We start from the raw sequence: 25,376 nt of genomic DNA on the forward strand, positions 1-25,376 counted from the left end.
GAAATTAGGCTTGCAACAAATGATAACATCTTGATTTATCAACCTTTCTAGCATGTTCATTTTGATTGCGATAATTCCCCCCGATGTTTGCTTTTGTTTCTAGGCGACAATTTCATCCTACTTTACTGTGAAAGAAAGAGAATATTTCTATCTCTCAGGAGTGCCAAAAATTGTAGAAAACAAGCATGCCTTCCATGAGAGTAATGTTCTTTTTGCTTTAGCAAACTCACTAACAAATTTACTAGTTTAAGTCTTCACTAATGAAGATTTTTCGCTACAAAAAGGAATGAAGTTTATGGAAACCAGTCAAACAATAAAAAATAATTTTCCCTTACTTGATCTCACACAATATGCCGCTTCACTATTTGTCATTTTGGCTCATTGTGATCGTTTAGCTGAGAATGATTTTATTCATTTTTTCTTGAAAGTTTGCTGCGCGCGTTTAGCCGTACCTATTTTCCTTATAGGTTCTAGTTACTTCTTCCGCTCAAAGCAAAAGAAAAATACAACATATCCAAGTAATTTTTTTAAACGTCAATGGAAAACATACCTATTTTGGAGCTTGATCTATCTTCCATATGGGATTTTATTTATTCAGGATCTAGGTATACCTTCTAATTTATACTTAGCTGCACTTCCTGTCGGCTTAGCTTATTTAGGGGTTTGTTATCATTTGTGGTATTTTCCCGCATTGTTTTTGGGTCTTTGGCTAGTTAGAAAATGGTTGCGCCATTTCAATTACCCTATTGCTTTCAGTATTTGTCTTCTATTGTTTGCATTGGGAGCGACAGAAACATACTCAGGATATCTTCAAGGGACTTTAATTTACGACCTATATGCTTTTTACAATCAACTCTTTATGACAACTCGCAATGGTCTTTTCTATACACCTGTTTTCATTCTTATTGGCTTTTTTTTAGCAGATTATCTGGAAGGAAATCATACTTTCCTGCAACGGCATATTCCAGTAAAATTCGGAATCAGTCTGATTCTTTTAGGGATCGAAACGTTAATTATTTGTTTAAGACAGGGAGATGACAAGAATTTTCTCTTTTCCTTGATTCCTGCCTCATTCTTTTTAATGATTTTGCTTTTGCGTTCCAAAGCCTTGCAAAACAGGAATTTTTCACACCTACGAAAATCAGCTCAATATTTATTCTTTTTACATCCTGCTTTTCTTGAAACGACAAAGTGGTTTCTAGCCCAGTTAGGCATTCAGAAATTCCAAGGAATTCCATTGTTTTTAATCACTTTCGTATTGACTACTTTGAGTATAGAAATCTTATTTTTTATTAAAAAACGTTTGGCAGGCCGGACCATTTTGCCTCAAATCATTCAACCCGGAAATAAATTTCTGACCTCAAGGAGGAAATTATGATGGCTAAATTTTTGCAAAATCGTTTTTTTCCATTTTTTTTAATTTTCAGTATTGCTCTTCTCTTCACATTACCACAAATTATCAGTGGAGGAATGATTATTGGCTCTGATGCTATTTTTCATTTTAATCGCTTTTACGATACGGCTATGCAAATCAAAACTGGCAATATCCACTACTTCTTAACAACTTTTGGGTTTCAGCAAACAGGTCGTATTATCAATCCTTTTTATGGACCACTGATGGCCTATATTCAAGGCTTATTGGTAATAATTAGTGGTTCCTGGTTTCGTTACCAAATATTGGCCAATTTTATTCTCTATTTTATTTCAGGCGTTTCAATGTTCAGCCTCTTGAAATGCAATAAAGTAACTTTGAAAATCAATTTATTTACGTCTATTCTTTTCATGACTACGTACAGTGTCCATTATTGGACGATTGGTCAGTGTTTTAGTGGTTGGGGGGCCGCTTTTTTACCATTTGCTTTAATTCCTCTACGCAAAATGGTACTGGAAGGAAAAATAGCCATTGTGCAGATCGGCTTCTCAGTGGCATTGATGATGCAAATTCACCTTTTTTCTTGCCTGCTGTTGATTCTAATCTATTTTATTTTTTTCATTTACAGTTGGTGGAAAAACCAGCATAAAATTCAAATGATCCGTGATATCACTTTGTCAGTTTTATTATTTTCTCTACTAACAGCGAATATATGGGTGAACATGCTGCATCTATATTTGACAAATGAAATTTTACCTCCGTTTATTAATCAAAGCTTGGACAGCAACACCATTGATCGCAGTAGTTGGTACTGGTTAGCAAATCCAATTTTCTTAGTTCCAATCATTATTTGTCAGTTTAAATGTTTATTTAGTCGACAACAAAAGCTTTCTCAGGTCAATAAGATGGCTTCTATGACTGCGATATTTTTTCTAGTTCTTTCTTCTAGTTTAATTCCTTGGAAGTTTCTAATGAGTCAAAAAATCAAAATTGTCGAATTGATTCAATTTCCGTTCCGCTTTTTTATTCCCTTTACGGTTCTCATTTTATTTTCCTTTGCATTATCTCTTGAAGAAAACAGTCTTCAGCGAAAAGCTTATTCAAAATATCGACAGCCAGTCATTTTACTTAGTCTAGTTCAAGTTTTGTTAACTATCAGTTATGCCTTGGGTCTCTGGCTGCTAAATGATATTCATTATTTCGAAAGTTTACATACGCATATTCAACCGATAGACAGCCAAGTCATCAAAGATTCTTTCCATCAAAATGACCTCGCTAAAGGACTAAGTTATTGGGAGAAATCGACGCCTGACTATTTGCCTCTTTATCAAAAGACAGAGCAAAATAAATATCAGCTATACGAAAAGTTGATTCTCGAGCAACATCGGCAATTCGAAAAGAAATCATGCAAAGAAGGGGTGCGGATCGAGTGGACATCTCAAGGAAAAGAAACGACAAATTTACCAATCATTCTCTACCAAAACAGTCAATTAATAGTGAATGGTCAAGAAATTTCTCCCCAAAAGACAACTCTTAGCGAGATTGGAACACCCACAATCAAACAAGTTTCTGGTAAGAATTATGCGATTTTAACTTATAAAGCACCGTCTTATTTCACTGGCAGTCTACGACTCACTCTTATCAGTTGGCTAATCCTATGCCTATATGCAGTGTTTAGCATAATAAAAAGATCAAGTGGCGGTCATTTCTTTTGACCCCACTTGATCTTTTTAATTATAGTCAATAATCGCCATTCCCCGAGCAAATTCTTCTTTCAAATGCTTGAAGCGATGAGCTTGAAAGTCCTCTTGATGATCCTTCGATAAATTACGTAACTTCATTGGATTAAACTCTGACATCAATTCCCAGTTGCAATCGAATACTACCATCTATTAATTATGACGCTATTTCTCTGATTTCTATTTATTCCACATCCAAAATTGTAAAGCCGAGTGTTTGGATATCTCGATTAAACATTTTTACTGTCTCCAACGAAAGTTCATTTAGATCCATATGATACATAGACAGTTTAGATAGTATTGCTGGAGTAGCCGTAATAATATCTACGCCGATTTTTTCAGCTTGAATGATATTATAAGCCTCTCTTGAACTCGCCCAAAGTAATTTTGTTCCTGCTTTTTTATGACACACTTTCAACGAGTCTTCCATCAAAGGTAATGGATCAACGCCAGTATCAGCAACACGTCCAGCAAAAACTGAAACAATATTTTCAGTGCCTTCAGATAATGCCTCGACTGTATCTGAAACTTGCTTGAGCGTCATGATTGCAGTGATGTTGAGCCTTAAACCTTTTTCTGATAATTTACGGATCAACTCCGTAGAGGATTCTCCCTTTGTGTTTGTAATAGGAATTTTAACATACACATTCTCTCCCAAAGAAGCCAGCTTCAATGCTTCTTTCTCCATTGTGTCAAAATCATCAGCAAAAACCTCAAAACTAATGGGCATGCCTTCAACCTTATCCAAGACTTCCTTTGCAAATGCTACGTAATTTGTGATACCTGCCTGTTTCATCAAACTAGGATTCGTTGTAAAACCAGTAACGATTCCTGATGCTTTCATTTTCAGCATATCCTCAATAACTGCTCCATCTGAATAAATATCTATATCAAAATTCATATTAATCAAGCTCCATTCCTTCATTATTAATTGCTGTCTTAGACGGTTTGATAATACTTGGTACAAAAAGAATTGCTAACACTGCTGCAATGATTACATAAATGCCCATTTGACCAAATTGACCGCCAACTTTTCCTAATAAAATACCGATCCAGCCAAAGTCAAAATCGCCGAAAGTCGCATTAGAGAAACCTAATTGACCTAATACCGGTAAGAGCAATGCTGGCAGGAAGGCTAAAAATAATCCATTAACAAAAGATCCCACTACTGCTCCACGACGTCCACCTGTTGCGTTGCCGTATACACCGGCCGTCGCACCGCAGAAGAAATGTGGAACTAATCCAGGAATAATCAATACTCCACCAAAAGCGCCGAGAACAAACATTCCGATCAAGCCACCTATAAAGCTTGAAATAAAACCAATAATTACTGCAGTTTGTGCATATGGAAAGAAGACTGCACAGTCTACTGCTGGCACTGCGTTTGGTATGACTTTATCCGCAATTCCTTGGAAAGCTGGCAATAAATCTGCAAGTATCATTCGAACACCTGAATAGACAACTGTTACACCTACAGCAAATTTCAATCCGCAAAGGATAGCAAACAGGTAAGGAGATTTTCCATCTGATAAAGTAGATACAAACTCAGGACCGGCTGCAATTGCAGATACTAAATAAAAGATCACCATTGTTAACGCTGTAGAGATGGTTGTGTTTCTCAAAAAGCCAAATTTTTCTGGAACTTGAATATCCTCAGTTGATTTAGACCCTTTTCCTACAAGATTTCCAATAAATGCTGAAAGATAATAACCTACTGAACCAAAATGCCCCATTGCTATTTCGTCACCATCAGTCACTTGAAGAGTATATTTCTGACCGATCGCTGGTGAGATCGCACTCCAAGTTCCTAAAAAGAATCCGCCAATTAAGATAAGCGGTGTTCCTGAAAATCCAATTGCTCCTAAAACTGCTGAAAGTAAGCACGCCATAAAGAATGAATGATGTCCTGTCAAAAATACGTATTTATAGCGAGTAAAACGAGCAACTATCAGATTAATAATCAGTCCTGCAATCAAAATGGACATGGTTTCGACACCTAAGACTTTTTGTGCAACTGAAGTAACTGCCTCATTATTTGGTACTACTCCTGTAATATGAAATCCCTTCTCAATCATTTGAGATAACGGGTCCAAATTTCCACTAATCACATCAGCTCCTGCCGCAAGCATCAAATATCCTAATATCGGCCCTAGCGTCCCTGTCAGTACCTTATGCCCTGGGGCTTTCATAGCAACTAAACCAACAAAAGCAACTAATCCCATCAAGATTGCTGGTTCACTCAGTAAATCCTTGAGAAATTCTAAAAAATCCATTATGAATCCTCCTAATGTTATATAGTTAATCTTCTCATGTGGCCACATAAGATAAATGATTACTCTTTACTTAATTCCTCTAGTACTGGCAATATATCCTCTGAAATCTTCTTCTTGTCAGCATAACTGCGAACAACCGCTACTCTTTTCGAATCTGGAAACTGCTTCGCAAATTCGTCTACCGTAACAAAAAGATCCGGTTCTTCTCCCAATGCCGCATTGAAATCACTCGATTTAGCATCTACTTCGAATCCATTCTTTTTAGCAATTTGATTGATCTTCATAGCCAATAAGTTACTGCTTCCGATCCCATTGCCACATACTGTAATTATTTTGATCATCAGTACTCCTCCTCATTAATGAATCTCTCTGAAAGTTTTATAAATTCTGTTTTAGTCGTAGTCTTTAGCAACGCATCCACCTTCTCCTCTTCATCTATCAGTGATGATATTTTTTGGAGCATCGTCAAATGCGCTTCGTTATCATTTGTTGCCAAACAAATAATTAAGTATACAGGCTGTGTCTCTCCAAACACCACCGGCTCCTCTAGTTTTAAGATACTAAAGCCAGTTTTAAGTGCACCCGATTCTGGACGTGCATGAGGCATCGCTACTCTTGGTACTAGTACCATATAATCCCCTAAATTCAAGACGTTCTCAATCATTGCCGATATATATTTTTTTTCGATAATTTGGTCAATCAATAATGGTTGCGCAGCTAATGCAATGGCCTCTTTCCAATCCGTTACTTTAGACCTGAACTCAAGGTGTTCTTCACATAAATAGTTTTTCTCATTTTCATCCACTTGATAACCTCCTTGCTAAACATACTATAAACAAAATCAACACTAATCGATACCGCTTTCATTTCCAGTTTGAAACGGAAGCAGTTGAACTTCTCAGTTCAGTCATTTCCATTTCAAATTGGAAATCATTTGACTCCTTCTCTACAAATCAGATTTAAACCTATACCTCAGCACTTTTGTTGGCAAAAGTCTCTTTCAAATAAAATTCTATTCATTGCAATCCAACGGAATACTTTATATGATAGCGATAAAAAGGGGGAGGAACTTGCATGTTCGCTTATAAAAGACTAGCCCAGTTATTTCAGCGCTTATACATAGAAAAAAATTGTTCAAGTGAAAAACTTGCTTCTGATTTTTCTGTCTCAAAGCGGACAATCAGAAATGATATCCACGAACTCAATGAATCACTGGAAACCTATCATTCCAAAGTCATTCTAAAACGAGGCGTGGGCTATGAATTGTTAGGAAAAGAAAATGTTCAAGCGCTGTTCAATGAACTCAACGAACAGCTCCCCCCTGTCGAGCAGCAGTTGGAATCTTCAGAAGATCGAATCAAACAACTTTTATTGTTGCTTTTATTGTCTGAGCAAGAACTATCCATTGATGAGATGTGCAATCAAATATTTGTTGGCCGTACAACAGTTTTAGGTTATATAAGACAGCTTCGTCTTTTGCTAGCCTCCTACAATCTAAAGATCACCTCAAAAATAAACATAGGTTACAAAGTTGTTGGTGACGAGTCCGCCATTCGCGAAGTTATTTCCGATCAACTTGTCGAAAAAAATTTTGAAAGCTATATTTCTCAATTTTCTAAAAATGAGAGTGAACTATTCAAAGATATTGATCTCGAGGAGTTAGCAGGATCTGTGACAGAATATTTCCCCCCTGACAAATATAAGATTTCCGACTACAATCGGAAAAATTTCGTGATCCATCTTGCGATCGCCATTTTACGAGTGAAAAATGATCATCACTTGGATGTCATCGCAAATCATTTTATGATCGACGACGGCATTCAATCTGCTACAACAACGTTATTAACTGCTATTGAAAAGAAATATCAACTCTCATTCGATCAACAGGACAGAACCTGGCTATACAATCACTTATTCTCTGATTTGCAGCATAAATCTTATTCCAGTCATCAGATAGAAAAAATCTACACGTTTATTGACCAGATGTTGGGTGAAATTTATGAAATTATCGGCGAGGACTTGAAGCACGATGAGATCCTGCGAAATGATCTTTTCACTCATTTCTCCAGCTATTTGACATTGAAGGAGCTGTTAAAAAATAAAAAAAATCCCTTGCTGCCAGAGATTAAGAAAAATTTTTCTTATGCATTTGAGTTAGCTATTTTAGCGACTAATAATAGTAAATGGTTAAACGATTTTGAATTTACCGAAGATGATATTGGCTATCTAGCACTTCATATTGCTGCTGCGATCGAACGAAAAAAGGATCAGCAGCAAAATAAAAAGAGGATTTTAGTCGTTTGCGGTCAAGGTGTTTCAACAAGCCGCCTCATTGAAGCAATGCTTAAAAAACGTTTCGCTGAAAGATTTGAAATAGTCGATACGATTTCTTACACCGCTTATCAAACAAAAGAATTAGAAAATGTCGACCTTCTAATCTCTACCGTTCCACTTAAAGATAAAACAATCCCTGTTGTTCAAATTGATTTTTTAGATATAAAACAAGGAATGGAAAAAATTGATAGGCTATTAGCCGCCGAAGATGAAAAACAAACTTTTTTCAGTTTGTTCGACCCAACCTTGTTTGCCGTCAACAATCAAAAAATCTCGCGAGACCATTTGATCACATCGCTTGGTGCTATCTTGCTTGAACAAGGGATCGTCTCTAACGATTTCACTAAAAAAGTAATTGAAAGAGAACAAATCGCACCAACAAACATTACCAAACTAATCGCGATCCCTCATGCAATTGACTCGACAATAAATGAGACGAAGATTTTTGTTTACATTTCGACCGAACCTATTACTTGGCGAGAAAATGCGACGGTTAAAATCATTTTCCTGCTAGCTGTTGCAGAGGACGATAAAGAAAAGCTTCAAACCTTTTTTGAATTCTTATCTGATCTTGTTGAAGACGAAAAGCTTCAGCAAAAAATCGCTGCAACCACCAATTTTGATTCCTTCTTAGCTGCCATGGTCTAAATGCGTTTCCTTACCACACTGAATGGCACTCAATAGAAAATAATACTCAACGTCTAGCATTCGCTAGGCGTTTTTTATAAATGCTTATACATCAGACTTTCATCTATTCTTTCAAGAGAGTTCAAATCAAAAAATTTGGCAAGCAGCGATTACCGTTTTCAGGAGACGTTTACGGACCCATTTTCTAGACATTGCTAATTTCACCATGCAATATGTCACATAGTATCCTTTTTATAAGGAGGCGATATTATGCTTACAACTAAATCTAGATTACAGGGAAGCTCTGTAGTTGTTGCTTTACCATCAGATAATGGAAAAAGACCTTCAGAAAATCAAGAATACATCGTCGTCTATTCTGATGATGGAACAATTACATTGATTCCTAAAATCAAAGATCCGTTTAGTGGTGGAGAAGTAGCGGAGTATTATGAAAAAGATGAGTGGGAAGATTTATCTCCTGAGGGGAAAGAACTTTTGTAATGAATGAAGAAAAGAAATATATCCCCAAAAAAGGCGATATCGTCTGAATTAATTTTGATCCATCTGCTGGATGAAAAATCTAAAAAAGACGCCCAGGGTTGATTGTATCTAGATACGACTTTAATCGAAAAACAATGTTCGCAGTGATTTGTCCAATTACTTCTACTATAAAAAATCTGCCTATGCACTATTCGCTGCCAGAGGAATTAGACACAACTGGACAGGTGCTTCCGGTTATTTAATTTTTAGCCTGTTTAGTGCTTGCTTGACAAATTGAGTTGAGGCATGGTATTCACTGGGCAGCCAATCTTAGAGCTGCTCAAGCCTCACCATGCCTCAAGTGTACGTTGTCAAGTAGGCGCAGCCGACACCTGTTTCAACTCCTCTAGTAATCTCTCCCGAGGTGTTCTGTAGCCAAAGATTTTTCTCGTTAAATTGTTCATTCAGTCCTGTACTCGACGAACGGTTCTCACTGAAACATCCAATAAACGCGTACTTTTAGGAAGAAAGCGTCGAATAATCTTGTTATGATTCTCATTTCCCCCGTTTGATGGATGAAGTGAGCGGCTCTACGTCTACTACAATCTATTTTTTTTGAAAGGTTCCTAAATATGCAATTTCATTCCTTTTGATTAAGAGCGCCAGTCAACCGAAAGGCCCAGTGGTATGTTCTTCTAACGGAGCCGCCTCTTGATCATCCTGCACAGAGCATACCCAATCATACAGCCTATGAAATTTGTCATAATATCCCAGATATCAAACGTCCCCAGATAAAAGACATATTGGATTGTTTCAATCCCCAGGATAGTGATCAACGCGATTACAGCCGCTTCTATTTTACCGGCTCGTATGCCATACAGGCACCCTAATGGAATAAAGTAGCCTGTATTCAAGATCAGCTCTATAATCTGCTGATTATTATTTAGGTACAATTCAAACGGGTCTAGATTGAAGGAATGGTAGGCCCTAGCCTTCGTAAACAGCATGATGAACAATAATAAAAAGTAGCTGCTATAAAAAAGGTAGAGATAAATATTCCAAATCCTTCGCTGCTCCCACTGCCAATAAAAGAGCCATAAGCTTAAGAAAATAAAAAGCCACAACGCTTCATCCGTATATTCAAAGCGTTGCGTCATACTATCCAGACGCGGATAATTCTGCAATGTCGGCAGGACCAAATAATAGACCATCCCATAGCTTAATATAGCAGATAGAATTCCTGCAATGATTTTCTTCATTCGATCCCCTCCTTCATTCATATTATAAAGAAAGTCTCCTATATTTTAATCATTATCCCTACTTTTGAAAAAAGATTAACAATTTCTCTATATTTGAGGAGTGGGTAACCAAATTCCTAGCTTTGATAATTAATGATAAATTCCAAGTTTATTTCACCGAGACCACTACTAGGTAATTTGGATTGGATTGGGTAAGTGAGGATCTTTCAAACATTAACAAAGAGAGTGTAGGACAATCCTACTAGCATTTGATACACTAATCTGTTATTTGATTTATTAGTAGAACAATTGTCTTTTTATATGAAACCAACTAACTACTTTGATATAATTAATTAAAAGGAGTGAAGTTCAGTGAAAAAAATTGGACGCATTGTCTGGCGCATGATTGCTGTTACTTTCCTGTTTATGTCAATTGACTGGTTGTTAACTGATGAAGAAAAAAGTAAAAAATCCAACTAGCAGTCGTTTCTCGACTGCTCTTTTTATCTTTCATCCTATTGCTAAACAAAAAAGAGGCCCTAAGACCTCTTACTGCTGCCCAATCATCACTTCATCGACAATATCGACCGTTACCTGATCATTCACCGATTCATCTAATCGATACCCTCGTCCCCAACAGGTTTCGATGATCGGTCCAGAGATATTCCTACTAGCAAGCTTATCCTTTAGATGTTTTATCATCACTGACAGCTGAGACATGGTGGAATTGTTTTTACTTCTATTCCACATTTTTTGAGAAATTTCCTCGCGTGAAATGGTTTGGTTCTGCTGTCTATATAGAATTAAGAAGAGCTTTAGTTCACTGCCGCTTAAAGGTATGTTAGACAAAGCGATCTTTTCATCTGATCTAGGCAGAAAAACAATCTTTCGTTCGTTTCGTGTTTTATAGCTGCTGAGTTTTTCTCTTAGCTCTTCGATACTTGGATGAGCTTCGATCCAATCAGTGATCCCCAGCTTTTTCCATTCCTTCAGTTGGTCTTCTTCTATTGGCTCGTCCGATTTACGGAAGATTGGGATTTTGTATTTGCTTAAGCTTAATACGAGTTCTTTTACTTCCGCATTGGCGATCGTTTCACTTAGGATAATGTAGTGGAAGACTTGAATAAACGAATGATTCATGTTTTCAAGCAAGCAACGATCGATCAATTCCTTTGTGGTAAACACTTCATGCCCTAACTGTCGCAAACGTTCTTCAAATAATTCTTCGTTTAAAGGATTTTTCGTAAATAACAAAATCTGGCTCATTTTTACTTCCTGCTTTCTGGTTTTTTGGTTCGAATAGTTGCAAGCTATTCGCTCTGAAATTCTCTATTCCATAAATATTTATATGTACGAGCCGCCCGAAAGTTTTCGAGCGGCTTTTTGTTACGCTGTTAACTGATTCTGGATCAGGATGTATAGACTGATACTTAATCCAATCCAAACAACTGCCAGTAGGAACATGCCCCAATTTGCGATCAAATAGATGGCTTTTCTTTGGTTCGTCTGTTCACTATAGGTCAGGTCTTTAACGAGGAAAAAGATCGCCAGTCCTAATGCGAGTATCCCCATCCCCGCAGACAGCCAGACATAATTGTACATCGTTCCTCCCCCTTCTTTGGTTACCTTTTTCTTATATCGACGTGGTCAATGTCCAATCCATCTCTGCCTCGTAATTCAAGCCAGCGATTCCAGAATGCGCCATTAATTCTAGTTCCACATCATTGTTAATATCGTAACTCAATTCATGGACACCTCGTGCGATGTCACTAGTTAACGAAACAGTGGTCCCGTCAGAAGGTATGTTTTTTGTCCCTTCCAGCTTTTCAAAACTATAAGATTCGTTGTGTTTATTATAGTTTTGAACTTCCAATAGAGTGCCATTTCTTAGATTGATCGCAGTAGTGGTTGGTAAGGTTTTGGTTCCGCTAGTAAATTGACTAAGCTTCACTGTTAAATCCCAACCAAAATTACTTTCATTATCCATGAAACGAATATAAGGATTGTAGCCTGGTCGATATGCGGACACATCTAACCCTTTCTTTTGAGCAGAAGGTTTAACCTCTACTTCGCCAAATTTGAAATTCGGAATGTTAATCAGCCCCGCATTTCCAGTCGGTTTCAAATTCGGCTCATCTGGATCATCGATACGGACAAAGTTCTCCGCAGTCAATGGCGTCGCGATATTCCCATCAATCTCAATCTCCGCAGGGAGCACTTGATTCACCGCTCCAGCGGCAGTGTCTGTAAAGGTGATGTCTGCGTAATTATTCGGTCCAGCACTTGGAATACTAATGCCTGTTAGATTAAAACCACCAACCCAATCCGCTGGTGAGATCGTAAAGTTCTGAGGTGCACCACCTGCAGGAGTCACTGTAACTTGCGTAGGAGTAGACAAACCAGACGCCCAATTACTCGTTGCTTTGAGTGTGAGATTATTCAATGCAGAAGTCCCTGTATTGGTTAATCGTGAACTCCAAGCAACCGAACCATTATTTGCGACAATTTGCGGAGTCGGTGTTAAATCAAGACTCGCTGTGGTGCTTCGTGCTTGATAATGGAACCGAACTTCTTTAGGTCCTTTAATATTATTAATGGCTATAGGTGTACTTTTAGGATGGACCGTCCCTGGTGCATCAGTCACATTTTCCCAGCCTGCATAATCCCATAAGTCTCCAGAAGTATCTGTGATCGTTTGAAGAACAGTTGCAGTGTACGTATCGTTGTCAAGTTTACCTAAAGAGTTTGGATTGCTAGACATTTGTATCAGAGTTGTTCCATCAGCAGAATCCACAAATTTTTGAGTGATTGTATGCACTTTTTTTCTATAAACATAGTAAATATCTTTGGATTCAGTAATATTATTAATTTTTACCGGTACACCTGCTGAATTTACGGCTCCAGAAATCCCCTCTTTCCACCCTTGATACTCCCATATAGCATTTCCACTGTCTGTCTTGCTTGCGGCAGGATTACCAGTAAAGTTAGAATTTGCAGCCGCTGGGTTAGCAACATCCCAAGCTCCTCCATTAATAGAGTTATTGCTTCCATCAATATACTTCTCATTCACTGCGAAAGATTTCTTGTATACTACATGAATCTTTCCTTCAGTATCCAAATCAGAAATCGATTTCGGTTGGGTGTAGTCTACTGTCATAGACGGAGGATTTGATTGTTCTAGAGTACCTGGTTTTGTATCACCTTGATACCACCCTTCCAATACATACATATTTCCACCAGAAGTATAAGAGGTTGGAAGCTTATTCATTGTATGTTTGTATTGATCTGCATCCGCATCTGTTTTTTTGCCTTGAGTGAATCCTGTTGGTGGTGTTAATGGTGCACCAGACTCATCTTCAAAGTTTTCTACTACTTGGAATTCCTTCATAAAGAATGTGATTCTTTTACCATTTGTGGCTAAACTTGAATAAGTATGCAAAAAATCAAAATTTCCAAGTAAAGGATCACTAGGAATGTTGGTGTATCTTCCCCACCCTCCAACATAAGCAAACTCTACCCCATTTGGATTAAGCATGAGGTCAACTTGAGAACCTTCGTATTTAAAACTTCCCGGTCCCATTCTAGTTAAGTCTGGATTTGGTATTGCTACGTTCTGAGTCGCTTGATGATGATAATTCGAGCTATCGTTGATTGTAAAATCAGGAAGTTTATAATATGTGCCTAATGTCTTATAGTAAGAATAATCCCCTACCACAGAAGATTTCGCTGATATTGATCGAATATACGCAGGTGCATTAGAAAAATTCAAGTTTCGAAATATATGCGCGAAAAAAACTGCATCTTTTTTAGATGTGAACGGATCACTAGGCGTTCTTATACCATAAAAATAAGACCCTGCTGCTCCAGTAGCTGAAAAATTCCCTGCCCCATCATACGGAATAGTAACTGTCTTTTGATTGATTGTATTATCATATACTGGTGTATAAGTATAACCCGGCTGAACATAGATATGTAAAGATGTTCTATACTCATAATCAGCCTTCGCTACAGGGACCTTTCCTGCAGGAATCAGACTACCATCATCCATGTACATATCAAAATTAATTTCACTTTGGATTGCTTCTCCACGATATGCTAATGAATGGTCTGGAAATCCAAGACTGCCTATGATGAGCCCTGATAATACAAAGACTACTACGAAGAGTTTTCTTATTAGTGATCTCATACCTTCTTCCTCCTATTCTTTCGTAAATAGAAGAAAACAATGACGAGCATCCCCATACCAATCAGAGCTAGATGATTGCCGATAAATTCTCCTGTTTTTGGCAATACTTTGCTGGCGGTATCTGTAATATAATCCCAATATCCGCCACCACTGCTACCCCCTCGATTGTTTGTTATCGGCACTATTCGGTCTTTACTACTAGAATCAACCGTAGAACTGTTGGAATCTGTCGAACTGCTGGAATCTGATGTGGTACTACTGGTGCTGCTCGTTGTCGATGGTGTCGTCGAACTGCTGGTACTGCTTGAACTCGTAGGATCATAAAACCCAACACCAATCGGCGATTGCCCGTCATGGCTGGCTGCTAAAACAGAAGCACAACCCGCACTTAGACAAAAAAACGCAGTGGCTATATACAACCCGATTTTCTTCTTCACTCGTCTCCCTCCTCCTTTTTCTTTCGTTTTATAAGGCGATAACCTAAGAATAGGACAAGCAAAACAGTCACTAACACAAAGCCATAAAAAGTATTTGTCCACCATTCAGGGATAAATACCCGGAAGGCTGTTTGCTTATTCATCTTTTTCGCTAACGCTCTAGTGATGGTAAAATCCTTGCTGAATGCCCAACTAGTTGTCTCCCCTTTGACTTTTCCTGTAAAGGTGTAGTCACCAGCTGCGACTTCCTGCATGCCCCAATCGATTTGAAAAGGAAAGATGGAATTTGGGGCAATTTTTATATTTTTGAGTGTATTCTTCGCAATGGTTTTGCTGGAGCCTTTTTTCGTGATCTTTCCTTCCGCTTCCAATTCTTGCAGCGCTTCTGGATGCGGATTTTGGATACGTGCCTCTAAAACCTTACTACCATAATCAATTTCTGGTTTTAGCTCTGTTAATTTCAGTTCGGTCTCACCATAGATTGGGGTCTCTTTGTTTTCAGTCAGAATCATGCCAATCGCATAGCCGTATGTATTCTTGACAGACATCCCATTCTCCGACTCTTCTTCTTTTTCTGGTTTCAATGAAATTCGAATACCGCCTAAAACAATGCCAGAGAAAGGTTCTGCTGGAACGTTCAGTTCTATTTCTGCTTTTCCTTCTGAATAGGCATCCACCGACACTTCTTTGTTTTTGGGCTTCGCCACCTCAGTGATGGGAAGCTTCATACTCGCATCCGGTTTCTTATCGCGTTCATCGTAGGTGATCAAGCCGTTGCGATTGGTTGCCGCATTAATCACTTCTACTTTGTAGGTTTGTTTCTTCTCAGAAGTATTGAAAATTTTTACATCAACCGTTTGTCTGCCATTTGGTTGAACAAGCAAATGATAATAACCGATGCGATCATTGATTTGATTTTCCGGTAAAACTGCCTGAACCGTAAAACCTGCTCGTTTCTCATTTTCAGTGATCTCTTGTGTGTTACTCGTTTTCTCGGCAAAACCACTCTCTCCGAAAAAACTAAACAAACATATGAGTAAAATAGCTATTGCTTTCGTCTGCTTCATCAGAACCCCTCTTAAAAGAAAAAGGCTGAAAATAAATCCAGTCATCTTCAACCTATTTCCTAGTTATCTATCTGTTTTAAAATTTAAATCGAATCCGTTAATGTCCAGTCAATCGTTCCAGTGTATTGCTCTCCTGCCGCAACCTTGTTCATTGGAACATCTGGAACAACTAAGTTAATATTGTTAAATTCTCCTTGCCAATATCCTTCCCCACGACCATCTGCATCGCCAGGACTTGTTTCACCTTTTGCACTCATAATTAATGAACTAGCGGTTTTAATTTCAACTGCTGCAGTCACTTTATCTGGTGTATGCGCCCCAGCACCAGCAATTGTTGGTGTTTCGGTCCATGGTGTTGGAGATACTTGAGGGGTTAACTCGTTGATTGCTTGAGTCATTGTAATTCTTGCGCCATCTAATTTTTTAGTGGCACTAACTTTCAGATCATCCGTTAATTTAGCTTCCAGTTGCCAACCAGAGGCACGTTTCCCTCGAACATCGCCAACCGCAAAGTGTTTGATTGTCGGGTTGGTACCACCTGATCCACCTGTATCAGATGCATTGGGTGCACTTCCCCATTCCCAATTTGAATCAAGAGCAATTGTTGTATTTCCCGTTACTGTCGTTGTTGGCACTGCGGTTTCCGCAAAGATAAATTCTTTAGGGACATAAAGCAATCCAAAATCGCTCGCTGGTGGATCAACAGGTGGCACAATTGGTGGTGTAATCGGCGGTGTCACTAATGTTCCTTTCTTAAACTTAACAGAACCATTCGATTTCCCACCATATGTAGCCGCATCTGCCGGTAATGCAGTTGTTACTAACACCCCTCCTAGGAATGCTGCACTTAACAAACCTGTAACTAACTTTTTCTTATTCATCTCTTTTCTCTCCTCTAATCTTTATTTTTTTATATAAAATGTACAAACCGTACATTAGATATTAAAATGACAGGTAGAATCATTTTAAGCCTATCAGGATTACTTTTTTTCTATGTTTAAACAAAACTATGAATCCATGGATAGTCATTGAGTAATCAGCGTTTATCAAGTTTTCATGACGGAGAATGACGGCGGATAAAATGAACGGGCCTTCATCAAAATCATCATTTCTTAGTTGTGATAAAAAAGATCCTTAAAATTGTTAGCTAAAATTAGTAAGCGCTTACTTAAAATAGACAAAACAAAGAGGGCAATAAGTTAGATAAACAAATTTTTTTTAATTTACCTTTTACTCATGGATAGAGCTAAGAAACAGCGGCTTCCATGCGATAAATCACTTCTACTCGTTGTTCGGTCATAGAATCTGCATAAGTATCTAAGGTCAGTTTGGTAGAGTTGTGTCCTAAGAGTGCGCTGACAGATAGGATATCGCTTTGCGCTTCTAGACAACGAGTCGCGAATGTATGACGTAACTGGTGGAAGTGGATTTCTTCTAACCCGCATTTTTTTCGAATCCGATGAAAATGATAGGTTAATAGTCTTGGCTCCATTGGATGACCTTTCGTGGAAAACACGTAGTTTCCTTTTGATTTGCGACGATGCTTGAGTAGGTTCTTTTTTAGCGCTTGTCCCATCGGAACGGATCGTGTACCTGATTCGGTTTTAGTTGAGCCAATGAGCAGCTGCGTTTTTTGTTCGCCTATTCCTAAAGCAACACGCTGATAGGTGTGATTCACTGTAATCATATTCCGTTCAAAATCAATATCCTTCCATCGCAGAGCGGCGATCTCACCGATTCGCAATCCGGTATGCAGGGCTAAATAGGTAGGTATGCCGGTCTGATTTTTTTCAGCTAAGGCAACTTTTTCCAACTTTCGTTGTTCCCGTTTATTCAATGAGCGAATGGTTTTTTTGGGTTTCTTTGGCAGCTTTAAGGAGAGAAAGGGATTCTCTTTTAGGTAGTTTTTTTGTTTGGCGGCCGTTAAACATTGAGCGGTGATTCTTAAAATGACCTGCATTGTAGAAACTTCCAATCCCATCGTTCGCCAAAGCTGGATCAAGTGTTTCCCTGTTTCTTCGGTGAGCTCGTTTAAATACGTTTCTCCAATATATGGAAACACGTATTTTTTTAGTTTGTAGTCATAAGAACTATAGGTGGCGGGTTTTACCTCCTGCTGGATGTCTTTTAACCACGTCATTCCCCATTCTTCTAAAGGGATACAGGCATCCCCATAGAGTTCTTGTTGGGTGAGATAGTAGGCTTTCATTGAATAGAGCTTTGTTCGTACGTCATTGAATGTTCGTCCATAGATATAACCATATTTGATTTGGCGATTGGGTTTATAGCCTTTTTTATAGCGTCCTTCCCAACGACCATCTTTTCTTTTATAGATATTTTCTCCTCTGCGCATAATCCTTCTCCTCCTGACGGCTTATTTGACGGCAAATAAACAGAAAAATAACTCTGTTTCGTGCTTCTTTGAATGAATGGCTAGGAATAGAATCATCCAATAGCCACTCGTTTATTCTTTTTTCTCAATTTTTATAAAACATATTGATTATTCTTTTACTATATTTTATAATTAACTCATGGTAATTTAATTTTTTAACAAAATAATAGGGTTGATTCAATAAAAATATTCATGGTTTTGTTTAAACTATGTAACTTTTCTATATAAAAAATACCTTTTCAATTTATTTCTAATTCCACTCAAACAAATGGTTAAAAGACTTTCCTGCTTTAGGAAGGTCTTTTTTGCAGCAATTTTTAACAATCATTCATCACTTTCCACTCCTTCCTCGTCCGAATAACATCATTGCCTGTCTTTCCCTTGTGTGCCATAGATTGAAGGACTGTATCCATAACACTTTTGACATACTAATCTTTCACGAAAACAATCATTCCTTCTCCAATCCATTAATCACGACAGACGAAAAAGAGGGCTGAATTTCTCCAGTCCTCTTTGTTCGCTTAGTAATTCACCAAGTTCCTATTCGTATGTTCGCTTCAATGACTTCCTTTGACTCATGAGGGCTGACGACTGATGGAAGCAATCATCTTTTCTGTCGATCTGGACTTTTCCAAGTGCCTGAGCCAAAGCCTAGGATGGTTTTCACTGCTGGGATAAAGGTTGTGAGAATCGTCAAGGCGTTCATGATCCAATAGAACAACATATACAGCGGCGCAAACAACAAGTACTTCAGTTTCCTTCCTCGGTCATCTGCAATTAGCGAGGCCACCAGCTGAAAAATTCCAGAGATCATTTCAAAACAAACAAAGAGAAAAGCCATGGTAAACATGTGGTATAGTCGTTCATAGTTTCCGTTTACCAAAAAGGTGATCACGCTAAAAAGGAATAGGAGAGACGAGATCCAAAAGAAGAATGACCAGATGATACTGAAGGTTTGATCCACAAACATCACCGTTCGTCCGATATTTTCAAATGGATGCAGCAGCACCTTTTTAAAGTTGGTTAGCCAAACTTCTGTCCCACCTTTTGCCCACCGTTTCCTTTGGCGATACAACATGGTTAAGGTTTCAGGGACTTCCATAAAGAACATTATTTTTGGCGCAAACAATGACGCCCAATCATCTAGCTGATGGTCCCACGCGATACTGATGTCCTCGGTCGCGCGATCTTGTCGAAACAAGCCCACATCAATCAACGCTTCTTTTCTATACATCGTGTTCGCTCCGCTATAAGCATAAATACCGCCTAGAACACCAATCTGCGTTCGTTTAATAATACCGACAATACTGGAGAATTCGACTGTTTGAGATTTAGCGATTAGCTTCGTTCGATTTTGAACATCCATATTTGCGGTTACTGCAGCGATATTACTGGCATCCTGCCGAATGAAATAATTAACGTAATGATTCAGTGCATCTGGTTCAGGAACCGTATCTACATCATTGCTTAAAATCAATTCTCCTTTGGCAAAAGAAAGGCCAATGTCAAAAGCATGTGCTTTCCCTTTGTTCTTCTCAATACGAACAACCCGTAAGTTTTCATATTGCTCCGCTAGTCTGGCTAAAATCACTGGTGTGTCATCGGTGGAGCCATCGTCAGTGACCAAGACTTCGTAATGACTATAATTTATGTTCGTCATTAAATAAGTGATCGTCTTTTCGATGACTATTTCCTCGTTATGTGCAGGAATCATAATCGTGACAAAGGGTTCGATTTCCTCAGGTAGATCGATCCAGTCTTTTTGTTTATACTTGAACAAGAAGGTATAACACAAAACACCGATGAACCAGCTAAAGCCTCCCCAAATTGGATAGCTGATCAGTATTAGAAAGAGGATTGTTAATACGCCATCAATTACTGGATGCCCCGTATGAACAAGTTGAATCATAACGGCACCCCATTCTTTTTGTACAGCTCCTTAACATAGCCCTTTTCAAAGTTTTGTTCTTCAGAAACAGAATAGAATTTCACCGTGTGACGATACTCTCTTGAGCCGAATCGTTTTGCATAGACCTCTTCCAGCAACGCTTTCCGCTTCTCCAATTTCTCTTCATCGTGAAGCTTTCTTTTTTGTAACAGATGGCTAAATCGATAATTGTTCCAAAAGGTCAACCCTACATACAAAATCGCGATAAGCAGAAAAGACGCAATTAGAAATAGCACTAAGAACTTTAACGTCAGGAGCTCTTCCCTATAGGTACGAAAAGACAGCTTCTTTGCCAATGTGGGAAAAACAAACGGCAGTCCGATCCAGATGAAGGGAAGAAAAAATCCCATCCAGCCAAGAATCGCTATGATCGTTTGCCTGGCCTTCAGCCCAAGCTTCTTAGTAAGAAAATAATCATCTGAAATGAGTATCTTTGAGACTTCCTCTCGTTTGACCTGCTTTTTCATCAAAACCACTCTCCTTAGAATGTATTTGACTACAGTCTACTCAAATCCGCTGGCAAAATGTTGCGCCACGCTTTGTCTCTCTAAGAATACTCAGGGCTTTCTCAATCGTTCTATACCAATTTTTAATTCATAAGAACTATAACTTATTAATAAGTATCTGCTAGTCAGCGGATGGATTCCCTCTATCATCGACTGGATGATGGAATATTCCCTTTGAAGGGATAAAACCAATGAAGACGCGTCCTTATTTTTATGAACGGTCGAACAAAATATAACGAATTAATTAGTTATTGTTATAAAATGATTTATCCTAAAAAATATTTAGTTATTTAAAAAATCATATCACTCAATAAAGATAATTGTCCCACTGCTCAATCGATCAATTCATCGATTATTTTAATTTGAAGTCGAAAAATTTCTCTTTCTATTTTATTCTCACTTGATATATATTATTACTTAGAAATCATATTTTTTTAAAGGGGGATTTTTTTATGGACAGTTTTGAGTACTTAGATGACAAACAGTGGTCACTATTATGGAAGCGCTATCTGGAGGAGGCATTCGTTTTTGATCCGCTCACCATTCATGAAATCTGTTGTATTTTCCCGATTCCAGAAAAAAAAGGTGTATTGATCTTCACCGATACGGACATACACTTTAGTAAAGACAATGCTCTAAAAACCTTGCATCATTTTTCTTCGACCCATTCCTTTTCTGATTATCAGGTTCTATCTACTTGCCTAAAGAAGCTGGGCCATTTTGGCACTTATAAAATGCCATGGGTCTGTCCTTATTTTGCACTTTTTCCACTAGAAGCCCGCGAACAATCGGCTTGGATCAATCCGCTTAAAATCAAAAAAGTCTTCAACTATCACGGTCGACACTACGCTCTAATGACCAACGGGCTTTGTTTTGTTCTCCCTGTTTATCGGCGGCGCTTCATTGCTCGCGCAGAAATTGCCTGCCTTGTGTTGGCGACGATTCGGCGCGGGCTCTTCCACTACGCTCTCGAAGGAGAGATTCCACTCGATTTTCTCTATTTACCAGATACTCCTTTTGCCAAAACATTGGGAAAACGTCCGTGTTTAAAGGCCTTTCGAACCTCCATCGGAGAGATTAATCGAGCGTATCAACAGACCTACTCTCTCTACCACTGTGAACCTTTGATGTATGATCCGTTGGATGGGCAACAAATTAGTTGGCTGTAAAAGAAATAGCTGATCGCTTTCTTTACTAGGCGATCAGCTATTTCTTTGTCTATTTTTACTTTTTTGTGCAAAACGATTTATTATAACGCAATCTGAATATTTTCACAAATCACAATTTGACACCTACATCCCCAATTTGACTCGTTTTGGAGCAAAAAGCACTGTTTTCCACCCAAAAGTGGTCAATTTGGGGGGTGTACAATTATTTTGCGATTCGCAATCTTTTTTTAAATCACTTATCTTGTAGTCACCGGCCGGTACCAAAATTCAAACACACGGAGGAACCCAAAATGATTCAGAAGCTAAGTACCAAATTACAAGTGCAGCTCTCTTTACCCGGTGCAGAGAAATTGAAGAAAGTCACCTTTCAAAATGTCGTAGACGATCCCGCTGAAGCAGACATCCTTGAGCTGGGGGAAATCATGAAGACCCTTGATCAAGAAGATACGTTGTTGGATGGCGTGATCATCACTAGCCAATCGCGTGTAACGAAGAATTAAGAAAAGGAGGAGAATCTAGATGAAAAAAATCGTAGCGATCTTTAAAACCAGCGACGGTCGTTCGCAAACCTGGAGCTACCCAAGTCCCGGCGAAGGAAAAGCCCCTGAGGAAATTCGCGGACTCTTAGAACGACTGACTATGTTGAACCTGTTCAAAAAGAATGGCGAGAAGCTTTACAACCAAGTCGTCAGCGCAAAGTATGTTGAAACCGTTGAAACGATTATTTTCTAATTGCAATCACTTGAGGAACGGCGGGCTCCCCGCCTTCCTCTAATCAAAAAAAGGAGGACACGATCCCATGAATGAACAAACCTTATCTTGCCGACAATTATTTAACCTAAAATCAACAACACTAGAAAAACGAATTACTGAATACTATTACCAAACTCAAAACAGCAGCCTAACAATCAAATACATTTTAACGTTACGTGTGAGACACCAGCTCGGTGCGGAGGAGTTTGCCTTCATTCTGAAGGATCTTGTCCGTGAGATTTTTATGAATACCAAAGCCACTCGGACGATGAAACGATTTTTCTATTATTTCCAAGATTATTTCATGGCACCCGAATGGCGCTCATTAGCTGCAAGAGTATTTCCTGTCCGTAACTTTGGCGAAAAAGCCATCTCACTTGTCCGTTCCTTAATTGCAAAAGTCCGTCCTAATGAAACCAACGAACCTTGATCAATTTTTTTACCTACGCAAAAAACTAATTTAGAAAGGAACGCAGAACAATGACCCATGATTTAGTCACGACCTTTACCAATGGTCTAGGAAAAGAACACGACTGGATCTACAAAAATGTGGATGCCAATTTGCCTGTGGAGCAAATCAAAGAAGCCTGTGAGCTCCTCACTCAACTAGACATCTTTGAAAAAAGCGGCGTAAAACTCTTTGATACGGTGGTTACGGCAAAGATCGTGACTACGTACGAAACGGAGATTTTTGATGAGAAGAGCGAACCAACCGCTCCTTCTGATCAAATAGATGAAGAAACGCAGGAAAAGGCTGAGAATTCAGTAGCAGCTCTCCCGATTAAATCAGTAAGGAGCTACGACTATTTGTATAACTCTTCAAAGAATGCGATTGAAAAATCGTTAGAGCAACCAGCAGAAATGGGAAGTAATCACCCTTCATTAATACTAAAAAAACAAACAAGTGGATTAAAGCACACAATCTATGACAATGACCTTTCTGCTAGTCCCCTTACGACCTCGGTACGATCGCGCTCTGAGGAAACGGCACAACCAAGTACACGAAAAAAACTGCTTTCCTGGCTTCGGCGAAAGAAAAATCGAAACAAGGATGACCCAGATAGTCAGCCTCATAAGCTAGAGTAGCTTGGTCACCTTCTGTCCTTTCACAATTAAATACCTTTTGCGTAGGTATCCCCGCTCATGTCGTCTATCTCCACTTTTGAGAGGAGGTGATGCACCTTGAGCGAGCTGATTCGATATGTCCTCGCTCCGCTCTTTGTGGGGCTGATCATCGCCCTCGTCAACCATTGGTTGAGTGGGCGTGATCCATGACGACTGGAAATAGATCCCCCCCTGCGATCGATTGCAGGGGGGATATTATGGGAGAAAATCCGTCTATTATCTCTATTCTAAGTAACGATCCGATTTCATTCATAGCAAAAATTCAACGATTTATTGATCTCAACTCCGCCGTCCGCATCAACTAATTTCTCGATGCTCTGCATGTTGATAGTGATATAATGATCAATTGGAATATCCAACAATTTTTCCACCGTATCCATCGACATCGCTGCGCCACCAAACGGTTACAGGAAGTGCTGAATTGCAGCATCAAGGACGGGATACGGGATCATCAGTGGCCAGATCAAAAATCCCGCGAATCAATGTATCAAAAGGATAAGGAGTTGTTTTATAAGAAAATACAATACTGACTGCTAGCACTCTTCTCTCTATTGCGTACCTTCCTTTGTTAGACAAAATATTTTGCTTGCCCATTCCTCACCATGCTATACTATAGGCGAATAAATTGCCTTTTCAGCATGTAACTGTGTGCAGGCTGAAAAGGAGTATGATTATGGAAGATTATTTACCAACCAACGATTTATTATGGAAGAAGTTGTTCACGTCTAAGGATTCTCAACATATTTTGAGAGCCTTTGTCAAAGACCTGTTAGGCATCGAGTTCAAAACACTGACACCAAAAGAAACGTACCACATCGACAGCTATAAAAAATCTTTTGAACAGATGGATCTGACACATACCGCAGTGGATATCCTGGCAACAGCGGAGGATGGCAGTCATATAACGTTGGAAATGCAAATTCAGCCCCAGCAGTTCTTTCATGAACGTACCGTCTTCTACCTAGCTCAAGCATTCCAATCCCCCTTTGCCAATAGTGAGTCAGAGAACTTCGTCAAATCAGATAACTACTCCGCCCTACGCCCAGCCTATGGAATTAATGTGATTGACTTTCATTTGTTTGATCGAAAAAAGCCTGCACTCCAACTATTTCAGCTATGGAATCAGAAAACAGAAAAGCCCCTTCTCAATCGAAAGAGTAAAGAATTACTACAGCTTTGTTTTCTTAGCTTGAAGAATCAGACAATCGAACAAAACAGCGCGGTTCATCACTGGCAACAATTCTTTAAAACCGGCGAAGTTGCAGCTGATGCACCTGAATACATCAAAGACGCAAAGGAAAAAGTTGTTTTTTACAACTTGAAGGAGGAGGAAAAAAATATGATTATGCAGATCAACAAAGCAAAGGCCGATGAAGATGCCCGTCTCTCTTATGCGAGAATGAAGGGACTTGATGAAGGTTTGGAGAAGGGCCAATTCAAAGAACGGATCGCAATTGCTCGTAATTCACTAAAAGCTGGGTTATCCATAGAACAAATTTCGTTGATTACAGGATTGAATAGTGATGCAATCAAGAGTCTGAAAGCGGAGCAAGAATAACCGAGACTGCTGAAAAGAACATAAAAACAAGCGGCGTCCTCTATCTAGCATCCAGTGGTCCATGGCGATTGAAAATAAATCCCCCTGCGATCGATTGATTGCAGGAGGAATTTAGACAGCTCATTTACCAAATTAAGCTATTTGGTTAACAAATGTTTGTAAACAATTCTCA

General features: G+C 38.8%; 25 protein-coding genes and 2 pseudogenes. 12 read left to right on the forward strand and 15 right to left on the reverse strand.

Features of this window, described 5'->3' with window-relative positions:
* Nucleotides 1–295 precede the first annotated feature (295 nt).
* Nucleotides 296–1,378: an acyltransferase family protein gene (locus JZO85_RS07000; RefSeq protein WP_207107791.1), complete on the forward strand. Its 1,083-nt coding sequence runs from the start codon at nucleotides 296–298 to the stop codon at nucleotides 1,376–1,378.
* Nucleotides 1,375–3,087, forward strand: a complete 1,713-nt coding sequence (locus JZO85_RS07005; protein ID WP_207107792.1) for a hypothetical protein — start codon at nucleotides 1,375–1,377, stop codon at nucleotides 3,085–3,087. The genes JZO85_RS07000 and JZO85_RS07005 overlap by 4 nt, the downstream gene beginning before the upstream one ends.
* 208 nt (nucleotides 3,088–3,295) lie before the next feature.
* Here JZO85_RS07005 and JZO85_RS07010 read toward each other — a convergent pair whose 3' ends face one another.
* From JZO85_RS07010 to JZO85_RS07025, 4 genes are read right to left on the reverse strand one after another with little or no spacing between them, the layout of a single operon-like run.
* Entirely contained in the window at nucleotides 3,296–4,012 is a 717-nt protein-coding gene (locus JZO85_RS07010) for a transaldolase (RefSeq protein ID WP_207107793.1), read from the reverse strand.
* Between the two features lies 1 nt (nucleotide 4,013).
* Nucleotides 4,014–5,384 (reverse strand): PTS ascorbate transporter subunit IIC, encoded by a 1,371-nt coding sequence (gene ulaA / locus JZO85_RS07015; RefSeq protein WP_207107794.1) that lies wholly within the window; start codon nucleotides 5,382–5,384, stop codon nucleotides 4,014–4,016.
* A gap of 59 nt (nucleotides 5,385–5,443) precedes the next feature.
* On the reverse strand, nucleotides 5,444–5,725 hold the full coding sequence (locus JZO85_RS07020) for a PTS sugar transporter subunit IIB (RefSeq protein WP_207107795.1): 282 nt from the start codon (nucleotides 5,723–5,725) through the stop codon (nucleotides 5,444–5,446).
* Nucleotides 5,725–6,189 carry a PTS sugar transporter subunit IIA gene (locus JZO85_RS07025; protein ID WP_207107796.1) on the reverse strand — a complete coding sequence of 155 codons (465 nt, stop codon included), beginning with the start codon at nucleotides 6,187–6,189 and terminating at the stop codon, nucleotides 5,725–5,727. Before JZO85_RS07025 ends, JZO85_RS07020 begins: the two co-directional genes overlap by 1 nt.
* A gap of 269 nt (nucleotides 6,190–6,458) precedes the next feature.
* Here JZO85_RS07025 and JZO85_RS07030 point away from each other — a divergent pair, with 269 nt between their 5' ends.
* The 3 genes and pseudogenes from JZO85_RS07030 to JZO85_RS07040 form a co-directional block, all read left to right on the forward strand.
* Nucleotides 6,459–8,366 (forward strand): BglG family transcription antiterminator, encoded by a 1,908-nt coding sequence (locus tag JZO85_RS07030; RefSeq protein WP_207107797.1) that lies wholly within the window; start codon nucleotides 6,459–6,461, stop codon nucleotides 8,364–8,366.
* A 249-nt stretch (nucleotides 8,367–8,615) separates the two neighbouring features.
* Nucleotides 8,616–8,846: a type II toxin-antitoxin system PemI/MazE family antitoxin gene (gene mazE / locus JZO85_RS07035; protein WP_207107798.1), complete on the forward strand. Its 231-nt coding sequence runs from the start codon at nucleotides 8,616–8,618 to the stop codon at nucleotides 8,844–8,846.
* 47 nt (nucleotides 8,847–8,893) lie between these two features.
* Nucleotides 8,894–9,076: pseudogene (locus JZO85_RS07040) on the forward strand (type II toxin-antitoxin system PemK/MazF family toxin); the annotation flags it as partial.
* A 444-nt stretch (nucleotides 9,077–9,520) separates the two neighbouring features.
* Here JZO85_RS07040 and JZO85_RS07045 read toward each other — a convergent pair.
* The 10 genes from JZO85_RS07045 to JZO85_RS07090 all read right to left on the reverse strand — a co-directional run bounded on the left by JZO85_RS07045 (nucleotide 9,521) and on the right by JZO85_RS07090 (nucleotide 20,560).
* Nucleotides 9,521–10,084 carry a VanZ family protein gene (locus JZO85_RS07045; RefSeq protein ID WP_207107799.1) on the reverse strand — a complete coding sequence of 188 codons (564 nt, stop codon included), beginning with the start codon at nucleotides 10,082–10,084 and terminating at the stop codon, nucleotides 9,521–9,523.
* Between the two features lie 528 nt (nucleotides 10,085–10,612).
* Nucleotides 10,613–11,329, reverse strand: a complete 717-nt coding sequence (locus JZO85_RS07050) for a helix-turn-helix domain-containing protein (protein ID WP_207107800.1) — start codon at nucleotides 11,327–11,329, stop codon at nucleotides 10,613–10,615.
* A gap of 120 nt (nucleotides 11,330–11,449) precedes the next feature.
* Nucleotides 11,450–11,665: a hypothetical protein gene (locus JZO85_RS07055; RefSeq protein ID WP_207107801.1), complete on the reverse strand. Its 216-nt coding sequence runs from the start codon at nucleotides 11,663–11,665 to the stop codon at nucleotides 11,450–11,452.
* Nucleotides 11,666–11,696: 31 nt separating this feature from the next.
* Complete coding sequence (locus JZO85_RS07060) at nucleotides 11,697–14,249, reverse strand: WxL domain-containing protein (protein WP_207107802.1); 2,553 nt, start codon at nucleotides 14,247–14,249, stop codon at nucleotides 11,697–11,699.
* A complete protein-coding gene (locus tag JZO85_RS07065; RefSeq protein WP_207107803.1) occupies nucleotides 14,246–14,686 on the reverse strand; it encodes an EF2685/EF0750 family sortase-dependent surface protein in 441 nt (146 codons plus the stop codon). The genes JZO85_RS07060 and JZO85_RS07065 overlap by 4 nt, the downstream gene beginning before the upstream one ends.
* Nucleotides 14,683–15,753: a WxLIP family cell surface protein gene (locus tag JZO85_RS07070; RefSeq protein ID WP_207107804.1), complete on the reverse strand. Its 1,071-nt coding sequence runs from the start codon at nucleotides 15,751–15,753 to the stop codon at nucleotides 14,683–14,685. Before JZO85_RS07070 ends, JZO85_RS07065 begins: the two co-directional genes overlap by 4 nt.
* Nucleotides 15,754–15,836: 83 nt before the next feature.
* Nucleotides 15,837–16,634 (reverse strand): WxL domain-containing protein, encoded by a 798-nt coding sequence (locus JZO85_RS07075; protein ID WP_207107805.1) that lies wholly within the window; start codon nucleotides 16,632–16,634, stop codon nucleotides 15,837–15,839.
* A 365-nt stretch (nucleotides 16,635–16,999) separates the two neighbouring features.
* Nucleotides 17,000–18,106 (reverse strand): tyrosine-type recombinase/integrase, encoded by a 1,107-nt coding sequence (locus tag JZO85_RS07080; protein ID WP_207107806.1) that lies wholly within the window; start codon nucleotides 18,104–18,106, stop codon nucleotides 17,000–17,002.
* A gap of 643 nt (nucleotides 18,107–18,749) precedes the next feature.
* Nucleotides 18,750–20,054, reverse strand: a complete 1,305-nt coding sequence (locus tag JZO85_RS07085; RefSeq protein WP_207107807.1) for a glycosyltransferase family 2 protein — start codon at nucleotides 20,052–20,054, stop codon at nucleotides 18,750–18,752.
* A complete protein-coding gene (locus JZO85_RS07090) occupies nucleotides 20,051–20,560 on the reverse strand; it encodes a cell division protein (protein WP_207107808.1) in 510 nt (169 codons plus the stop codon). Before JZO85_RS07090 ends, JZO85_RS07085 begins: the two co-directional genes overlap by 4 nt.
* Nucleotides 20,561–21,051: 491 nt before the next feature.
* Between JZO85_RS07090 and JZO85_RS07095 the strand changes: the two genes are divergently transcribed.
* From JZO85_RS07095 to JZO85_RS07120, 6 genes are all read left to right on the forward strand, one after another.
* A complete protein-coding gene (locus tag JZO85_RS07095; RefSeq protein ID WP_207107809.1) occupies nucleotides 21,052–21,768 on the forward strand; it encodes a hypothetical protein in 717 nt (238 codons plus the stop codon).
* Between the two features lie 290 nt (nucleotides 21,769–22,058).
* Nucleotides 22,059–22,268 carry a DUF1659 domain-containing protein gene (locus tag JZO85_RS07100; RefSeq protein ID WP_207107810.1) on the forward strand — a complete coding sequence of 70 codons (210 nt, stop codon included), beginning with the start codon at nucleotides 22,059–22,061 and terminating at the stop codon, nucleotides 22,266–22,268.
* 19 nt (nucleotides 22,269–22,287) lie between these two features.
* Nucleotides 22,288–22,500, forward strand: a complete 213-nt coding sequence (locus JZO85_RS07105) for a DUF2922 domain-containing protein (protein WP_207107811.1) — start codon at nucleotides 22,288–22,290, stop codon at nucleotides 22,498–22,500.
* Between the two features lie 67 nt (nucleotides 22,501–22,567).
* The gene (locus JZO85_RS07110; RefSeq protein WP_207107812.1) at nucleotides 22,568–22,951 is read left to right on the forward strand and encodes a hypothetical protein; all 384 of its coding nucleotides are present in this window, start codon (nucleotides 22,568–22,570) and stop codon (nucleotides 22,949–22,951) included.
* Nucleotides 22,952–23,001: 50 nt separating this feature from the next.
* Nucleotides 23,002–23,607 carry a DUF2922 family protein gene (locus JZO85_RS07115; protein ID WP_207107813.1) on the forward strand — a complete coding sequence of 202 codons (606 nt, stop codon included), beginning with the start codon at nucleotides 23,002–23,004 and terminating at the stop codon, nucleotides 23,605–23,607.
* Nucleotides 23,608–23,703: 96 nt separating this feature from the next.
* The gene (locus JZO85_RS07120; RefSeq protein ID WP_111945260.1) at nucleotides 23,704–23,796 is read left to right on the forward strand and encodes a type I toxin-antitoxin system Fst family toxin; all 93 of its coding nucleotides are present in this window, start codon (nucleotides 23,704–23,706) and stop codon (nucleotides 23,794–23,796) included.
* A gap of 107 nt (nucleotides 23,797–23,903) precedes the next feature.
* Here JZO85_RS07120 and JZO85_RS07125 read toward each other — a convergent pair.
* A pseudogene (locus JZO85_RS07125) lies at nucleotides 23,904–24,047 on the reverse strand (LCP family glycopolymer transferase); the annotation flags it as partial.
* 272 nt (nucleotides 24,048–24,319) lie between these two features.
* Between JZO85_RS07125 and JZO85_RS07130 the strand changes: the two are divergent.
* Nucleotides 24,320–25,204, forward strand: coding sequence for an Rpn family recombination-promoting nuclease/putative transposase (locus tag JZO85_RS07130; protein WP_207107814.1), 885 nt, complete (start codon nucleotides 24,320–24,322; stop codon nucleotides 25,202–25,204).
* Nucleotides 25,205–25,376 lie beyond the last annotated feature (172 nt).

Source organism: Candidatus Enterococcus murrayae (assembly GCF_017315985.1).
GTDB lineage: Bacteria > Bacillota > Bacilli > Lactobacillales > Enterococcaceae > Enterococcus_A > Enterococcus_A murrayae.

Bases quoted from the DNA above. Each gene is read 5' to 3' on its own strand.
- JZO85_RS07060 (WP_207107802.1), bottom strand. From the start codon at position 14,249: ATGAGATCACTAATAAGAAAACTCTTCGTAGTAGTCTTTGTATTATCA.
- JZO85_RS07100 (WP_207107810.1), top strand. From the start codon at position 22,059: ATGATTCAGAAGCTAAGTACCAAATTACAAGTGCAGCTCTCTTTACCC.
- JZO85_RS07085 (WP_207107807.1), bottom strand. From the start codon at position 20,054: ATGATTCAACTTGTTCATACGGGGCATCCAGTAATTGATGGCGTATTA.
- JZO85_RS07050 (WP_207107800.1), bottom strand. From the start codon at position 11,329: ATGAGCCAGATTTTGTTATTTACGAAAAATCCTTTAAACGAAGAATTA.
- JZO85_RS07010 (WP_207107793.1), bottom strand. From the start codon at position 4,012: ATGAATTTTGATATAGATATTTATTCAGATGGAGCAGTTATTGAGGAT.
- JZO85_RS07005 (WP_207107792.1), top strand. From the start codon at position 1,375: ATGATGGCTAAATTTTTGCAAAATCGTTTTTTTCCATTTTTTTTAATT.
- JZO85_RS07110 (WP_207107812.1), top strand. From the start codon at position 22,568: ATGAATGAACAAACCTTATCTTGCCGACAATTATTTAACCTAAAATCA.
- JZO85_RS07045 (WP_207107799.1), bottom strand. From the start codon at position 10,084: ATGAAGAAAATCATTGCAGGAATTCTATCTGCTATATTAAGCTATGGG.
- JZO85_RS07075 (WP_207107805.1), bottom strand. From the start codon at position 16,634: ATGAATAAGAAAAAGTTAGTTACAGGTTTGTTAAGTGCAGCATTCCTA.
- JZO85_RS07030 (WP_207107797.1), top strand. From the start codon at position 6,459: ATGTTCGCTTATAAAAGACTAGCCCAGTTATTTCAGCGCTTATACATA.
- JZO85_RS07000 (WP_207107791.1), top strand. From the start codon at position 296: ATGGAAACCAGTCAAACAATAAAAAATAATTTTCCCTTACTTGATCTC.
- JZO85_RS07090 (WP_207107808.1), bottom strand. From the start codon at position 20,560: ATGAAAAAGCAGGTCAAACGAGAGGAAGTCTCAAAGATACTCATTTCA.
- ulaA (WP_207107794.1), bottom strand. From the start codon at position 5,384: ATGGATTTTTTAGAATTTCTCAAGGATTTACTGAGTGAACCAGCAATC.
- JZO85_RS07130 (WP_207107814.1), top strand. From the start codon at position 24,320: ATGGAAGATTATTTACCAACCAACGATTTATTATGGAAGAAGTTGTTC.
- JZO85_RS07080 (WP_207107806.1), bottom strand. From the start codon at position 18,106: ATGCGCAGAGGAGAAAATATCTATAAAAGAAAAGATGGTCGTTGGGAA.
- JZO85_RS07105 (WP_207107811.1), top strand. From the start codon at position 22,288: ATGAAAAAAATCGTAGCGATCTTTAAAACCAGCGACGGTCGTTCGCAA.
- JZO85_RS07115 (WP_207107813.1), top strand. From the start codon at position 23,002: ATGACCCATGATTTAGTCACGACCTTTACCAATGGTCTAGGAAAAGAA.
- JZO85_RS07020 (WP_207107795.1), bottom strand. From the start codon at position 5,725: ATGATCAAAATAATTACAGTATGTGGCAATGGGATCGGAAGCAGTAAC.
- JZO85_RS07055 (WP_207107801.1), bottom strand. From the start codon at position 11,665: ATGTACAATTATGTCTGGCTGTCTGCGGGGATGGGGATACTCGCATTA.
- JZO85_RS07070 (WP_207107804.1), bottom strand. From the start codon at position 15,753: ATGAAGCAGACGAAAGCAATAGCTATTTTACTCATATGTTTGTTTAGT.
- mazE (WP_207107798.1), top strand. From the start codon at position 8,616: ATGCTTACAACTAAATCTAGATTACAGGGAAGCTCTGTAGTTGTTGCT.
- JZO85_RS07095 (WP_207107809.1), top strand. From the start codon at position 21,052: ATGGACAGTTTTGAGTACTTAGATGACAAACAGTGGTCACTATTATGG.